Raw genomic sequence first — 15568 nt, 5'->3', positions numbered from 1 at the left:
CGGCTACAGCGCCGGGTCGAGACCGGCCCCGTGCAGCAAGCCGGCCCGCACGGTCGGCGTCTCGGCGGGTGGGCCCGGAACCGCCTCACCGGGATCCGTTTCGTCGAGCGGCAGCGCGATCCCGCTCTCGGGCACCAGGTCGCGGTCGACGTGCAGGGCCATCGCGTGCGCGGCGCCCGCCACGTCCCCGGCCTCGATCGCCGCGAGGATCGCCCCGTGGTCGAGATGCCTCAGGTCGTGGGTGGCGCCGTACACCACGGTGCCCGCGGCCCGGGCGACCCGGATGGCGCCCATGACGCCGGCGTACATGCTCGACATGAGCTGATTGCCCGCGGCCTCGAAGACGAGGTGGTGGAACGAGCCGGGGATCTGCCCGCGCGCGGTGGTCGGCGGCGAATCGGGCTCCGCCCGGCGGTCGTAGGCGTAGGAGGCGCGCAGGGCGTCGAGCTGCTCCCCGGTCCGGTTGACCGCGGCCTGCTGGGCGGCCTCGATCTCGAGCGCGCGCCGGTAGACGAGGATCTGCTCGAGCGGGTAGGCGCTCACGTACTGGCCCATCATGGAGCTCACCGGCGTGAGGGAGCGCACGAAGGTGCCGACCCCCTTGATGGGCTCGAGCATTCCGAGCGAGGTCAGCGAGCTGACCGCCTCGCGCACGGTCGACTTGCCGACGCCGAACATCTGCATCAGCTCCGCCTCCTTGGGGATGCGCGAATTGACCGGCCAGGTCCCGTCGACGATGTTCTGGCGGAGGGCCTTCTGGGTGAGGAACGCCTTCCCGCTGCCCGTCGGCGTCTCAAACACGCTGCCCTCCCCTGTTCGTCTCGAGTCTAGTGTCCAACCGTCGGGGCGGGGCCGCCGGACCGAGCAGGACGCGCAGACCGTCGGCGAGACCGCCGCGCCAGCAGGCGTAGTCGTGCCCGCCGTTGTACTCGGTATAGCGGATGTCGCCGCCGGCAGCCGCGACGGCGTCGGCGAGTCTCCGGTTCGGCTCCCGCAGCACCCATTCGTGCGCACCGACCTCCAGGTACATGCGGAGTCCGCGGACGGTGCCGGGAATGGACGCGGGATCGGCCAGGCCCTGCTGCCAGAGGGAGGCCGACTGGCTGATCACGCCGCCCACCACGGAGGGGTACTCGAACGCCGCGCGCAGCGCGGTGTACCCGCCGAGACTCTGCCCCGCGACGATCGTCTCCGCCGGATCCGCGCTGACCGGGAACCGCCCGCGCGCCCAGGGCAGCAATCGTTCGACGATCCAGCGCGCACCGTCTCCTCGCGCATCGAGCTCCTCCCATCTCCGCTCGCTTCCCCCTGAGTCGGGGAGCAGCACCAGGCAGGGCCGGATCTGACCGTCCGCGATCAGATTGTCGAGGGTCGCGGAGATCCGATGGTGCCGCACCCAGGCGTCGCCGTCGAGGATGACGACCACGGGAAGGGCTGCGGAGACGGCACCGGGAGACGCGGCGGCCACCGCGGACGGCGCGGGCACGTAGACCCAGACGGGCCGCCCGTCCGGCCCCCGGCGCTCGTCGAGCGCGCCGCGCGACCCGAGGTCGGGTCGGTGCTCCGCCCACGGCTGCCGCGGCGCATCGGGCAGTTCCACGAGCGACAGCGGGGTTCCCGGACGGTTCGGGATCGAGCGGGGATTGCGCGGATCCGCGCGCGAGTGGTCGAGCGCACGCCTGATCGACGCATGATCCCCGTCGCCCCAGGGCCAGGCATCGCCGCGATCGCGGGTGAGGAAGCCGTAGCTGGCCCGCCAGTCGGCCCGCATCCGGTAGGACAGGTGCCAGATGTCGGTCCCCCGCAGCCGGCGCATGAGGCTGGAGGCGATGTCGCGCTCATCGGTGAGCTTGTTGGCGAAGAGCAGGACCTCGGCCGCAGCCGCGTCCTGCCACAGGAAGGTGACGATCCGCTCGTCGGACCGGTCCGAGCGTTCGATGATCGGGGCGTCGCGGAACTCCGACCAGAAGTCCTGCGCGCGTGCGCGTCGCCGCTCGGCCCGGGTCCGCCGCAGATCCTCCTCCCAGCGACGTATCTCCGCGCTGGCGGCGAGGGGCGCCCGATCGGGCCGGGGTGTCTTGGGCGGGGTCCGCCGCGGCGTCGCGCTCACCCCCGCTCGGCATCCGCGTCGACGGGCGCGGCGGCGGGTCCCTCGCCGGCCTCGTCCAGGTCCTCGTCGAGGTCGACGGGCACCACGAGCGGGCGTCCGGAGATCGGGTCGGCGATGATGCTGCACGGCAGCCCGTAGACCTCGTGGATCAGCTCGGGCGTGACGACATCGCCCACGGCGCCCTGCGCGACGATCCGCCCCTCGCGCATGACCACGAGATTGGTGGCGTAGCGGAACGCCAGGTTGAGTTCGTGCAGCACCACGACCACGGTGAACCCGCGGCGCTGCAGACCTCTGGCGAGCTTCAGCACCTCGACCTGGTGCGAGATGTCGAGGTAGGCGGTGGGCTCGTCGAGGAGCAGGATCGGCGTCTCCTGCGCGAGCGCCATCGCGATCCAGACGCGCTGCCGCTGTCCGCCGGAGAGCTCCTCGACGCGCCGCTCGGCGAGATCCTCGACCCGCGCCGCGCGGAGGGCCGCGGAGACGGCGCGCTCGTCGTCCGGGGACCACTGCCGCAGCAGGCTCTGGTGGGGATAGCGGCCGCGCGCGACCAGATCGGTCACCACGATGCCGTCGGGCGCCGAGGGATCCTGCGGCAGCAGGCCGAGCTGACGGGCCACCGCCTTCGAGGGCAGTGCGTGGATCGGCGCGCCGTCGAGCAGCACCCGTCCCGACTGCACCGGCAGCATGCGGGCGAGGGTCTTCAGCAGCGTCGACTTGCCGCAGGCGTTCGGCCCGACGATCACGGTGAGCTCGCCGTCGGGTATCTCGATGTCGACCCCGTGCAGGATCTCGTTCTTCGGGCCGTACCCGACCCGGAGCCCCTCGGCTCGCAGACGTGCGGCACTCACAGTCGTCTCCTCTCGATCGCGAGCAGCCAGATGAGGTAGAGTCCGCCGAGCGCGCCCGTGATCACTCCCACGGCGAGCTCGGTCGGCGCGAAGATGCGGCGCGCGATGAGGTCGCTGACCAGCACGAGCACCCCGCCCATGAGCGCGGCTCCGGCGATCGGCACCCCCGAGGTGCCGGTGAGGCGACGCACCAGGTGCGGCGCCGCGAGCGCGATGAACCCGATGGGGCCCGTCGACGCCGTCGCCACGCCCATGAGGATCACGCCGAGGATCACCGCCCAGATCCGGGTCGCCTGCGCCCGCACGCCGATGCCGACCGCGGCGGCGTCGCCGAGCGGCAGCTGCCCGAGCGGGCGGGCCAGCACCGCGAGGGCGGGGGCGAGGAGGAGCAGGACCGCGGCGACCGTGAGCGCCTCCGGCCAGAGCGTCGAGTTGAGCGATCCGGCCAGCCACTGCGCGGCCGTCTGGGCGAGCTCGAGCGGCGCCTTCACCACGAGGAGCGCGTTCACGGCGGAGAACATCGCGCCGACGCCGATCCCGACCAGCACCAGCCGGAATCCCGGGGCCCCGCGCCGCCAGGAGAGCCCGATCACCAGCACCGCGGTGACGAGGCCGCCGAGGACCGCCCCGAGCGCGGTGGCCAGGGTGTCGCCGCCGAACACGATGATCTGCAGCAGCGCTCCGGTGGCCGCGCCGGTCGTGAAGCCGATGATGTCTGGGCTGCCGAGCGGGTTGCCGGAGACCGTCTGGAAGAGCGCCCCCGACATGCCGAGCGCGGCCCCGACCAGCAGCGCGGTGACCGCGCGCGGCAGCCGCACCTCGAGCACGAAGTAGTCGATGAGCGGATCCGCGTTGCCGTTCGCGAACGCGGCGAGCACCTCCGCGAGCGTCATCGGATAGTCGCCGATCAGGATGCCGGCCAGCGCGGCGGCCGCGGCGGCCGCGCCGAGCACGGCGTAGACGACGGCGCCGCGCCGCTCGAATCGCAGCCGCAGGGGGCCCAGCCGCACCCGACCGTGACGGGCGCCGCCCCTCTCCGCTCCCGCGAGCGGCGGCTGCGTGCCGGGCGACGGGCCCGCCGCGGACGGTGCGACCGCGCTCACAGCGCCGCGAGCCTTCTGCTGCGGACGATGGCGATGAAGACCGGAGCGCCGAGCAGCGCCGCGATCACGCCGGCCGGCACCTCCTCGGGCGCGACGACGACGCGCGCGAGCACGTCGGCGATCAGCAGCCACGCGGGGCCGAGGATGGCGCTCGTGATCGTGACCCAGCGCTGATCGCTGCCGACGAGCAGTCGGGAGGCGAAGGGCACCGCGAGACCGACGAATCCGATGGGGCCGACCGCCGCGGTCGCGGCCCCGCACAGCAGCGTGATCGCGACCATCGCGCCGACCCGCGTGCGGGTGACCCTCACCCCGAGCGAACGGCCCGTGTCCACTCCGAGCGCGAGCGCGTTGAGCGCGGGGGCGAGCAGCAGCGCCAGCAGCACGCCCACGATCACGAAGGGCAGGATGACGAGGAGGATCGGGATCAAGCGCCCCTCGAGGGAGCCGGAGACCCAGTAGCGGAACTCGTTGTAGGCGACCTGGTCGCCGAGGATCACCGTGTTGGTGAGCGCTTGCAGCGCCGCGCTGATGGCGACTCCGGCGAGCGCCAGACGCACCGGGGTCGCGGCGTTCCGCCCCGAGGATCCGAGCGCGTAGACGCCCGCCGAGGCGAGCGCCGCGCCGGCGAACGCGAACCAGAGGTAGAAGCCGATCCCGCTCACCCCCGTGAGCGCGACCGCGAGGACGACCGCGAGCGAGGCGCCGGCGTTGATGCCCAGCACGCCGGGATCCGCGAGGGGATTGCGGGTGAGCGACTGCATGAGGCCGCCGGCGATGCCGAGCGCTGCGCCGACGACGATCGCCAGCAGCGTGCGCGGCAGGCGCAGCTCGTGCAGGACGAGGCTCTCGGCCGTGTCGTCGGGGTGCAGCAGCAGCGACCAGGTCTCGCCGAGGGGGATGTGCTTGGAGCCGAAGGAGAGCGAGAGCAGGATCGCGACCCCGAGCAGCAGGAGCGAGAGGACGATGGCGGAGGCTCGCACGGCGCCGGGTCTCGCGAAGCCGGTGCCGGGGTCTCGCCGCGCGGCGCCGGAGGTCTCGGGGACGGCGGACGTGCCTGCGGCGGACACCGGGGCGGTCGAGCCGGTCATCCCTCCGGCGCTTCGCTGTTCGACGCCGCCTCGTCGCTCCGCGCGCCGGAGGTCTCCGGCCCGGACGACGCGAGCAGTCTGCGGCGACGCACGATCGCCCAGGTGAGGAGAGCGCCCCCGAGCAGCGCCGCGATGCCCACCGCGACGATCCCGACGACCGGGATCCCGCTGCCCGGGACGGCCTCCGCCGCCGAGGCGTCGACCTCGTCGGCCGCCGTGGCCTCCTCGCCCTCGGCGACGTTGGCGGTGAGCTCCTCCAGCTCGCGCCGGGTCTCCTCGTCGATCTCGATGTCTCCGATCTCCGTGGCGTCGATCGCGACGGTGCCGCCCTCGACATCCTCCTCTCCGGGCTCGCCGTCGACCTCGGTGCCGCCGCCCGACGGGGCGCTGTCCGAGCTCGGTCCGGAGTCCGTGCTCGAGCCCGACCCGCCGGCGACCACGGTGAAATCGTTGCCTCCCCGCCGGGTGTAGCCCTCGTAGCCCAGCTTCTCGCCGGTCTTCTTGTCGAACACGTCGCCCGTCGCGAGCATGCGCAGCCAGTGCGCGCCCGTGCCGAGCTTCGGGACCACGATCGACCCGGAGGCGCTGCCGTTCGCGTCGAGCTTCTGGGTGGCGTAGACGCAGGCGCCGTGAGAGGTGTCCGAGCAGGCCGCGCCGTCGTCGATCTTGATGTAGAGCGTCTCGTTCGCCGGATAGCCGGCGACCTCGAAGTTGAGGCGGTCGCCCACCCGCACCTCGGCGGGCCACACCCGCGAGCTCGTGCCGGAGGTGTCCGAGCCGGGGCCGTCGGCCGGCACGGCGGACGCGACCGCCCCCGGCAGCAGCAGGGCGGCGACGACCGCGACGACGACGACGCCGGTGCGGAGGCCTGACGAAGTGGTGACGGTGCGCATGGATCTCCTCATGAGGGCTGCGGCGGTTCGGGTCGTGCGGGTCTGCCGGGGAGCGGACCGCGCAGGGTGATGAATCCTGCGGCGGAGCCGGCGAGCAGCAGCACGGCGGCGGCGACCAGGATCAGGTTGAGCGTCGGATCGGCCCCGCCGATCGCGGCCGCACGGGGCTGCTCGCCCGCGATCTCGCCGACGGCCTCCTCCGCTGCAGCGGTGTCGGAGTCGTCGGCTCCGGCGGCGCCCGTGACGCTCACCCAGCCGAGCAGCGCGCCGTCCTCGTCGACGATGGCGATCCGGTAGCGTCCCGCGGGCAGATCCCCCAGCTCGACGGTGAAGCGTCCGTCGCTGCCGACCCGCACCCAATCGATCGGGATCGGATCCCCGCTCTCGGGGTACAGGTAGAGGAACACCCAGCCGGCGCCCTGCGGCAGCGTCACCCGCATCTCGCCCTGCCGCGTCACTGCGGTCGCCTCCCCGGCGTTCCGTGCGGTCAGCGCATCGTAGGCGCGCACCGGCGGCGCCGGGATGTGGGCCGGCTGGACGGAGGACGTCGCAGCGGAGCGCGCGGTCCCGCCCGTGAGGACGCGGCCGGTCGAACCGCTCCCGCGGTCGCCGCCGTCGCTCGGATCCGAGCCCGCGGGCGACCGCACCGTCACGCGCGCCCAGCCGAGCAGCGCGCCGCTGCGATCCTGCACCGAGAGCTTGTTGGTGCCGACGGGCAGCACGACGCCCTTCAGCGGCAGCTCGACCGTGCCGGATCCCCTCACGCGATACCATTCCGTGCGCCACGGGAAGCGCGGCGTCTGGCCGTCGTAGACGTTGACGTAGACCCAGTCGCCGGCCCGCGCGCGCGGCACGGTCACCGTCCAGCTGCGCGCGCCCTGGGCCACGCGCACCCCGCCCCGCCGCGAGTCGCGCAGATCCTGGGTCTCGTGCAGCGCCTCCGCGGGAGCCGAGGGCTTGCCGGGTCTCACATTCTTCAGCGAGGCGCCCTCCTTCACCACGGTGAACTCCGCCGTCTCGATGGATCGCGAGGGATCGAGCCGCGCGTTCCGGTAGTAGGGGTCCGCGGCGACCGTGCGGGTGAGCAGTTGGAAGGAGTAGGACCCCTCGGCGAAGGCCGGAGTGGAGTTGGTGCGGCCGGGAACCGGCACCTCGACGTCGAACGATCCGTCCTCCTCGGCCTCGATCACGTACCAGATCGTCTTGTTCGTCTTGCAGACGGTCGCCTGGCAGGCGGACACTCTGCCGGTGGCCGCGTTCACGATCCTGGCGGAGGCGCCGCCCTTGTGCGCATAGGCGCCGGCGTTGATCTTGATCGCGATCAGGGAGCCGCCGCCGACCGTGTTGCACCAGTTCTTGCCGGTGAGCCGGATCGTGCCGCCGATGTTCGCGGCCGGGCTCTCCATGCCGGGGGCGAGCCGGTGGCTGGCTCTGGTCGGCGCGGCGGTGCACGTCGCCCCCTGGCTCGGCGGAGCGGTCCACGGCACGTCGCCCACGACGATCGGGCTCGACTGCCAGCTGCGCGCGAAGTCGCCCGCGGTGATGCTCGGCGCCGTCCGCAGCTCGACGGCGACATAGCTGCCCGCCCCGACCGTGCCGGGCATCGGGATCCAGGATGTGAGATCGCCGTCGGCGGTCGCGGTCGCCGTCGTCCACCGGGTGCGGTCGCCGCCGCCGGTCCGCTGATAGTAGTCGCCGTGCTCATCGAGCAGCCGCACCTCGACGGTCGACGGCCGCCCGGTCGTGGTCAGCCAGCCGGTTCCCGTGAGCTTCGCCGGGCCGCCGGAGCCGACGTAGGACTGCAGCCAGGCGACGGCGCGGTCGCCGCTCTGGCGGGAGGTGTAGCCGTGGTGGCGGTAGTTCGGCGCGCTCAGCCGCGGTGCATCGCCGGCCCGGGCGACCACGGTGAAATCGACCGAGTTGAAGCGTCTCTGGTCTCCGGCCAGCAGGGTGTTGGTGAGCATGCGCACCGAGTGCTGGGTGCCGACCGCCCAGCGATCGTCGATGCTGCGACCGTCGTCGGCCCGGGCGTTGAGCGAGCTGGGGAACGGGATCCGCACCTGCCAACTGCCGTCGGCGTGCGCCTGCACGGCCGCGAAGCTGCGATCCTCGAGCACCGCACCGGTGATCGGATGCGCGACGCTGCGACCGACCCGGCGCAGCGTATCGGGGTCGCCGGAGTACTGCGCGTCGACGAAGAAGTTGACCACGGATCCGGTGCTGCCGTTCCGCGCGAAGTAGCCGCCCGCCCCGGTGATCACGATGTCCTCGCCGTGCACCACCGTCTCCGGCGCGCAGTAGCGGTAGGGCGTGTTCGCCGCGCCGCCGGTGTTCTCGGTGCGCGCGTCGTAGGTGATCGTGCCGTCGGGGCAGACGCCCAGCTCGTCGACCGGTTCCGCGCCCTCGTCCTCCGTGACCTCGAGCGCGGCGCGGTGCGGAGTCTGCGGGTCGTCGGAGCGGAACGCGCGGATCTCGTATACGCCAGCGGCGAGGCGCGGGTTGCTGCCCGGCACGCCCGTGCCGGCGCCGTCGCGCAGGGTGCCGTTCGGCAGCTGCAGCTCGCCCGCCGCCGTGCCGTCCGCGGCGACGGTCAGCGTGACCCAGTCACGGGCGTCCTCGCCCGCGGCCGTCTCGACCCGCCGCAGCGTGGTGCCGCTCTGCCAGATTCGGATCGCGAGGGTGAGCACCGCTCCCTCCTCGTCGCGCGGGAAGAAGCCCTCGCCCGACACGTCGACGGCGCCCCCCTGCACCGCGGTCGCGGGATCGACCGCCAGCGTCGGCGCCACCACCTCGAAGACCACGCTCCGCTCGGAGGCTCCGTCGCTGAAGACGACCGTCCATTCCCCGAGGGCCGCCTCGTCGACGAAGAAGTCGGCGTCGCCCGCGGTGGCGCCATCCGCGTCGAGCTGCCAGGCGTGATCGAGCGAGTCCGCCTGCCCCGCTCCCTCGAGCAGCGTGTCGGGCACGTTCGAGACGGTCGCCCGGGCCGTCAGGTGCCCGCCTGGCGCGAAGCCGCTCGCGGTGAAGGCCACGCGCTGATAGACCCGCAGGCGGCTCACCGGGGCGCCCTGCGCATCGCGGTCGAGGATCGCGACGGTCGGCTCGGACGACGTCGCGGATCTGGCCGATGCGCCGATGCCGGGAGACGGCGCCTCGTCTCCGGACCCCCCCTCCGACTCGATGCGCGTCTCCTCGACTCCATCGACGGCCGGGACTCCCGCCGGCGCGGACGCCTCTCGCGCCTGGCCCGAGGTCTCCTCATCGAGGTCGCGCGACGACCTCTCCTCGCCCGCGTCGGCGTTCGCCGGCGAGACGGCTCCGGTCTCGCCGGCGCCCGCAGGTTCGCCGCCCTCGATCGCGCCGGAGGAGCTCACCGGTTCCGAGATCGCCGCCGCGCCCGTCGGCAGACCGGAGACGAGGCTCAACGAGACCAGGAGCGCGAGTGCCGCGCGGGTGCCGCGCGGCACTCGCGCGGCACCCGGTGCCGGTCGCATGGGCCGATGCCGTGTCACTGCGCCTCGTTCTCCCCTCTCGTCCCTCACCGTCTCCGATCTCCCGACCGCCGTTCGAAGTCAGCGGGTGACCCGGAGCGTGCGGGTCGCGCTGGCCTTCGCGTTGAGATTGGCGTTGCCGACGAGACGCACCCGGATCTTGTGGGCGCCCGTCTTCTTGAGCTTCGGGAGCGAGAGCGTCACCTTCCCCCGCGCGGAGCTCGTCAGCTTCTTCGTGGCGATGCGCTTCTTGCCGTCGTACACCCGGACCGTGCCGGTGGCGCGCACCTTCAGCGCGCCGATGCTCGGCACGGTCACCGTGACCTTGGCCCGCTGGCTGCGCTTGACCGTGCTCTTGGCGAGCCTGAGCGACACCTTCGGGGTGGCCTTCTTGATCGTCACGGCGCGGGAGGCGGTCGACGCCGCCAGCTCGTCGGTCCCGGCGTAGGAGACCGCGATGGTGCGCGTGCCCGCCCGCGGGGCCGCCGTCAGCTTGATCCTGGCCTGCCCGCCCGAGAGATTCCCCTGATAGCTGCGTCCGTCGACCCTCAGCGTCACCCGGCCCGTCGGCGTGTCCGCGGCGGAGGAGACGCGCACCGTCGCGGTCGGGGCGGCGCCGTAGCTCGGGCTCGACGGGCTGAGCGTGACGGCGGTGCTGGTCGCGGCCTTGCCCAGGCCGATCGCGATGGGATCGGTCTCCACGCTGCGGCTCTGGTCGCCGGCCTTCAGATTGCCGCTGAGCAGGCGCAGGGTGTAGCTGCCCGGAGCGATCGCGGGAACGCTGCCGTCGGATCCGGTCGCGGTGCCGTCGGGAATCGGGATGTCGGCGCTGAAGCTGCCGTCGTTCTCGGCGTCGATGATCGTCCAGATCGTGTTGTTGCTGTGGACCAGCCCTTCGGGCGTGCGTTTGAGGTCGCCGTCGTTGATCTTCACGGCGATCCTCGACCCCACCCCGTCGGGGTGCACCCAGCCCGTCCCCGTGAGACGGACCGAGCCGCCGAGCTGCGCGGTGCGCGACACCTGGTACGAGATGTCTTCGGGTGCGGGTTCGACGGTGAGCGTGCGCGTGAGGGTGTTGACCCCGTCGGAGAACTCCACGTCGAGCGGCCCGATGGGAGTGCTCTCCGGAATGGAGACCCGCGTGTAGAACGGGCTCGAGCCGTTGCGCGTGCGGGTGTCGCCGTAGGAGTCGAGCTGCCACTTCTTCTCGCTCGCGCTGATCTGGCCGATGCCGCCGAGTTCGGTGAGAGTGCCGTCGATCCACGCCGTGGCGGTGAGCTTGCCGCCCGCGGCGAAGTTCACCGCGCGGAAGGTCCAGGCGTTGCCCTGCCGCACCCCGGTGTCCTCCTCACCCGCTCCGTGGTCGCCGGTGTTGAAGACGCGACGGGTCGCGGCCGCCACGGTGAGCGCCTCGCTGGTCGCGAGCACCGCGGCATCCGGGGTCGAGATCACCCGCAGCGCGTAGCCGCCGCCCGGAGCCGCGTTGCGGGGCACCTCCACGCGGCGATAGGTCTGCTGATCCTCGTCGTAGGTGTTGCCGTCGGCGCCGATCGAGAACCCCGCGGATGCCACCACCTGATCCGAGGGGTTCACGAGCTGCACCGTCACGGATGCGGACGGAGTGAAGCCGGAGAGATCGAACCAGAAGAAGTCCGCCTGCTCGACGGAGGTCTTCGTGACGGCGATGGCCGCCGCGGCGCCGGTCTCCTGCGTCAGCACGGCGCCGGCCTGCGGCAGCGCCTGAGCCGCCGCGGGGAGCGAGAATCCGGTCAGCCCCAGGGCGATGGCCGCCGCGGTGGCGAGCACCCGCCTCCCGGCTGCGGTGAACGAAGTGGACACGGGCCTCCCTCTCGTCGAATGGCGTCGGGCAGTGCTCGCGGTCGCCCGGGATTCGGCGGATCATCCGATCCCGCTCGGACGAGCGCTCATTCCGAGCCGGCTCTGACCTGCGGAGCGCTGTTATCTGATCTATACAAGGCTAGGCTAACCATGATCTGAGGTCAAGGCAGCCGCTCGTCGAAACCGCTCAGTCGGAGAGCAGCTCCTGCTCGATGAACTCGATGATCCGGGTCATGAGCACCGGGCCGCCGGTGGAGGTCCAGAGCGATCCGTCGACCAGGATCACCTCGCCGTTCCGGTAGGCCTCCAGCTCGCGGAACCCCGGCACCTGCTCGGCCTCCCGCAGCGCCTGCCGAGCACCGGAGAGGTCCGCGCTGCCGCCGGCGTCGGGGTTCCCCACGCTCGAACCGCCGAGCGTGCCGAAGAACATCACGTCGGCGTCGGCGTCGGCGAGGTTCTCGAGCGAGATGGGCTCCGAATGGCCGCGCCCCTCGCGATCCTGCGCGGGCGGGCGCTGGAGCCCGAGCGCCTCGAGGGCCATGCCCGGGGGCAGATCCTTCAGGATCAGCGAGGCGTTCGACCCCTGCCATCTCACGATCGAGTAGGTCTTGTCCGCATACCCGGCGGAGGCCAGGCGCCCGCGCACGTCTGCGGCGTAGGCGTCGAACTCCTCGAGCACCTCGGCGCCCGCGTCCGCCTCGCCCAGCGCGTTCGCGACGTTCTCGAACGTGGTCCGCCAGTCCGCCCCGGCGTATCCGACGAAGTAGACGGGGGCGATCCGCTCGAGGATCGCGACGGACTCGGGGTTGTTGCCCCCGGAGGCGTAGGTGAGGATCAGGTCCGGCTGCAGTTCGGCGATCGCCTCGAAATTGAACTGGGCGACGCTGCCGACGCTCGGGATGCCCTCCGCGAGGTCGAGCAGGTAGTTGGGCATCGTGCTCTGCCCGCGTCCGTTCACGGAACCGACCGGGGTGACGCCCAGGCGGAGCGCGCCGTCGAGCGTGGGCTCCGAGAGGGTGACGACCCGCTGCGGGTCGGAGGGAACCGCGACCGGTTCGTGGTTCACGTCCGCGATGACGCGGATGGGCGTGCCGTCGTCGATGCCGGGCACCCCCGAGGCGATGCCCTCCTCGCCGACGGCCACGCCGTAGGCCGAGCCCGCGTCGTCTCCGGGCTCCGCGCCCTCGTCGTTCGAGCAGCCGCTGGCGGAGAGCGCCAGCGCGGCGGTCAGCAGAACGGTGGTCAACGCGCGGGCGCGAACGGCGGTCCTCATAGGTGCGGGGCTCCAGGGGGTATCGGCGCAGGGGTATCGGCGGCTGCCGAGGGATGATACGCGGAACGGGCGGGAACCGTCGGCCCCCGCCCGTCCGCTCAGCGTATCGCTACCTCACGACCCGGAGGGTCGTCGAGGAGGACGTCGCCTTCGACTGCTTGCTGTTCGAGAGGATCGTCGCCTTGATCTTGTGCGTTCCTCGCTTCAGCTTGGGCAGCTTCACGGAGACCTTGCCGTTCGCCGACGCCTTCAGCGTCTTCGTGGCGATCCGCTTCTTGCCGTCGTAGATCACGACCTTCCCGCTCGGCTTCGCCTTCAGCGAACCGGGCAGCGAGACCGTCACTCGGGCCGTCGCGCGCTGCGTGCGCTTGACCTTCGACTTGGCCAGCTTCACCGACACCTTCGGCTTCGCCTTGGTCACGGTCACCGTGGTCCTGGCCGACGACTTCTCGAAGCCGGTCGCGCCGGCGTACGAGACGGTCACCGCGCGCTTGCCCGGGTTCACCGCCGCGTTCAGCCGGATCCTGGCCTGACCGTTCGCCAGCTTCGCGCTGTAGGTCTTGCCGTTGATCCGGAGCGAGACGTTGCCGACGGGCACGCCCGCGTCCGCGCTCACCCGCACCGTCGCCGTGGCGGCGCCGTTGTAGGCGAACCGCTTCGGGCTGAACGAGACCGTCGTCTTGGTCGCGGAAGCCAGCGCCTCGACCGAGATCACGTCGACCTTGCCCGCGGAGCCCCAGGTCGAGACCCAGACCTCGCCCGTCTGCTCGTTCAGACCGAAGTTCACCGAACGACCGCTGGTCGGGATGTCCGTGTAGGTGCTCCCGTCCTCCGCGGCGAACTCGAGCTGCGCGTAGTCGTCGTTGATGTCGTAGACCGTCACACCCGCGTCGAGGTTCGCCGAGTAGAGCAGACCCCGCTCCGCATCCACCTCGACCGCGTTCGTGCCCGTGTTCCCGCTCGAGGAACCGGTGGTCACGTCGATGACCTTCTCGGCCTTGCCGTAGTTCGCAGCATCAGCCGGATCGGCGTTCACCACGGTGATCGTCGAATCGTCGTACGCCGACACGTAGACCTTCTTCGTCCCCGCATTGAACGTCGGACGCGCGTTGTCGCCCACCACCGCGTCGAGAGCGGAGATCGCGTCGTCGTTCAGCGCGAAGTCTGCCGGAGCGGTGTCCTTGATCTTCGAACCGTCGATCACGTACAGCTTCTCGGGCTGGTCGGGGGTCGTCTCGGTCTTCCCGGCGTAGCCGCCCACGTAGACGAGGTTGTTCGCCTCGTCCACCGCGATGCCCACGGAGCCGGCCTGATCGGGCACGGTGACCTGGGCGATCACCGCTTCCGCACCGCGCTTGGTCAGGTCGAGCACCGTGACGTAGCCGTCGCGCGGCCCGGCGTTGCGGGAGTTGCCGAGGTTCGTCACATAGGCGCGATCACGCGTGGTGTCGATCGCGATGCGGCGCGGACCGGCCAGAACCGGCGAGCCGTCGGCGTACTTGAAGACGCGATCCGCGTCGGTGGGAGCGCCCTGCGACTCGTTGTAGATCACGACGCCGCCGCCGTAGCCCGCGCCGTCGGGATCGCGCTGACGCGCGGTCGTGGTCACGATCGTGGTCTCGCCGTTCACATCGGGATCGACCGCGATGCCGTACGGCGAGAACGTGGAGCGCATCGAGGTCTGCGAGCCCGGCGACGACGCGTCCCACTCGAAGCCATCGCCCTCCAGCCCGGTGCCGTCGTTGCGGCTCAGCCCCAGGAAGCTCTGGTCCTCCTTGTGCGCCTTGCCGGCCGCGTCGAAGATGGCCACCTTGCCGGTGGGCGCGGTCGTCACCTGACCCTGCACGATCCCGTCGTTGCGGCGCAGCTGGGTGAAGTCCTGATCCGCCACGTGCTCGCCGCTCTCGGCGTTGAAGATCACGACCTTGCCGGTGCCGACCGCGTCGGCGGTGGTCCACTGAGCGTCCGCCACGTACACCTTGCCGCCGGCCGCGGCCAGCTGGTAGCCGTTCTTCACGGCCGAGTCCTTGGCGGTCACCTCGGCGGTCCAGACCTTCTCGACCGGCCCCTCGACCAGTTCGACCGGCCAGAACCCTCCGCGCGCGACGGACTCGTGCGGCGTTCCGAGGCCCAGGCTTCCCGACAGGAGAGAGATCTGGTGCGTGGTCCCGGCCACCCAGGCCGCGGGCGGGTTGGCTCCCACGAGGTTCGAGTTCGCCGTGGTGGGGAACGGCGCGATCTCGATGTCGAAGCTGCCGTCGGCGTTCGCGTCGAAGATCTGCCAGACGGTCTCGTCCGGCGCCTCCTCCGGCTCGGACACGATGTCCTTGCGCACGGTGCCGTTGCGGTCGAGCTTGATCGCGACTCGCGAGCCGGCCTGGCCGGTCGTGCCCGCCCAGCCCTCGCCCTTGACGCGCAGCGGCTCTCCCACGACCCACTGCTTCGGGTAGGTGACGGTCGCGTTCTGATCCTGCTGGGTGGAGACGGTGTTGGTCGGCACGTCGAGATTCAGGTCGATCACGTCGACCTTGCCCGCGGAGCCCCAGGTCGAGACCCAGACCTCGCCCGTCTGCTCGTTCAGACCGAAGTTCACCGAACGACCGCTGGTCGGGATGTCCGTGTAGGTGCTCCCGTCCTCCGCGGCGAACTCGAGCTGCGCGTAGTCGTCGTTGATGTCGTAGACCGTCACACCCGCGTCGAGGTTCGCCGAGTAGAGCAGACCCCGCTCCGCATCCACCTCGACCGCGTTCGTGCCCGTGTTCCCGCTCGAGGAACCGGTGGTCACGTCGATGACCTTCTCGGCCTTGCCGTAGTTCGCAGCATCAGCCGGATCGGCGTTCACCACGGTGATCGTCGAATCGTCGTACGCCGACACGTAGACCTTCTTCGTCCCCGCATTGAACGTCGGACGCGCGTT

The 15568-nt window shown here is 71.8% G+C and carries 10 protein-coding genes; all 10 read right to left on the bottom strand.

Annotation, left to right across the window (positions count from 1 at the left end):
• Positions 1–3 precede the first annotated feature (3 nt).
• Positions 4–801 (bottom strand): FCD domain-containing protein, encoded by a 798-nt coding sequence (locus tag J4H92_RS06340; protein WP_208097298.1) that lies wholly within the window; start codon positions 799–801, stop codon positions 4–6.
• Positions 794–2110 carry an enterochelin esterase gene (gene fes / locus J4H92_RS06335; protein ID WP_208097297.1) on the bottom strand — a complete coding sequence of 439 codons (1317 nt, stop codon included), beginning with the start codon at positions 2108–2110 and terminating at the stop codon, positions 794–796. The genes J4H92_RS06340 and fes overlap by 8 nt, the downstream gene beginning before the upstream one ends.
• A complete protein-coding gene (locus J4H92_RS06330; protein WP_341783018.1) occupies positions 2107–2961 on the bottom strand; it encodes an ABC transporter ATP-binding protein in 855 nt (284 codons plus the stop codon). Before J4H92_RS06330 ends, fes begins: the two co-directional genes overlap by 4 nt.
• Entirely contained in the window at positions 2958–4064 is a 1107-nt protein-coding gene (locus tag J4H92_RS06325; RefSeq protein WP_208097295.1) for an iron chelate uptake ABC transporter family permease subunit, read from the bottom strand. Before J4H92_RS06325 ends, J4H92_RS06330 begins: the two co-directional genes overlap by 4 nt.
• Complete coding sequence (locus tag J4H92_RS06320) at positions 4061–5155, bottom strand: FecCD family ABC transporter permease (RefSeq protein WP_208097293.1); 1095 nt, start codon at positions 5153–5155, stop codon at positions 4061–4063. Before J4H92_RS06320 ends, J4H92_RS06325 begins: the two co-directional genes overlap by 4 nt.
• A complete protein-coding gene (locus J4H92_RS06315; protein ID WP_208097291.1) occupies positions 5152–6048 on the bottom strand; it encodes a hypothetical protein in 897 nt (298 codons plus the stop codon). The genes J4H92_RS06320 and J4H92_RS06315 overlap by 4 nt, the downstream gene beginning before the upstream one ends.
• 8 nt (positions 6049–6056) lie before the next feature.
• Positions 6057–9542 (bottom strand): hypothetical protein, encoded by a 3486-nt coding sequence (locus J4H92_RS06310; protein WP_208097289.1) that lies wholly within the window; start codon positions 9540–9542, stop codon positions 6057–6059.
• Positions 9543–9620: 78 nt separating this feature from the next.
• Positions 9621–11378: an Ig-like domain repeat protein gene (locus J4H92_RS15705; RefSeq protein WP_208097287.1), complete on the bottom strand. Its 1758-nt coding sequence runs from the start codon at positions 11376–11378 to the stop codon at positions 9621–9623.
• Between the two features lie 187 nt (positions 11379–11565).
• The gene (locus J4H92_RS06300; RefSeq protein WP_208097285.1) at positions 11566–12651 is read right to left on the bottom strand and encodes an iron-siderophore ABC transporter substrate-binding protein; all 1086 of its coding nucleotides are present in this window, start codon (positions 12649–12651) and stop codon (positions 11566–11568) included.
• 109 nt (positions 12652–12760) lie between these two features.
• A partial coding sequence (locus J4H92_RS06295; RefSeq protein WP_208097283.1) for an Ig-like domain repeat protein occupies positions 12761–15568 on the bottom strand: 2808 nt, incomplete at its 5' end.

The sequence above is a fragment of the Leucobacter weissii genome (assembly GCF_017565745.1).
Taxonomy (GTDB): Bacteria; Actinomycetota; Actinomycetes; order Actinomycetales; family Microbacteriaceae; genus Leucobacter; species Leucobacter weissii.
This window is presented reverse-complemented; position numbering and strand designations above follow the sequence as displayed.

Coding starts and splice junctions, on each gene's coding strand:
- J4H92_RS06320 (WP_208097293.1), bottom strand. CDS start 5,155: ATGACCGGCTCGACCGCCCCGGTGTCCGCCGCAGGCACGTCCGCCGTC.
- J4H92_RS06310 (WP_208097289.1), bottom strand. CDS start 9,542: ATGCGACCGGCACCGGGTGCCGCGCGAGTGCCGCGCGGCACCCGCGCG.
- J4H92_RS06315 (WP_208097291.1), bottom strand. CDS start 6,048: ATGCGCACCGTCACCACTTCGTCAGGCCTCCGCACCGGCGTCGTCGTC.
- J4H92_RS06300 (WP_208097285.1), bottom strand. CDS start 12,651: ATGAGGACCGCCGTTCGCGCCCGCGCGTTGACCACCGTTCTGCTGACC.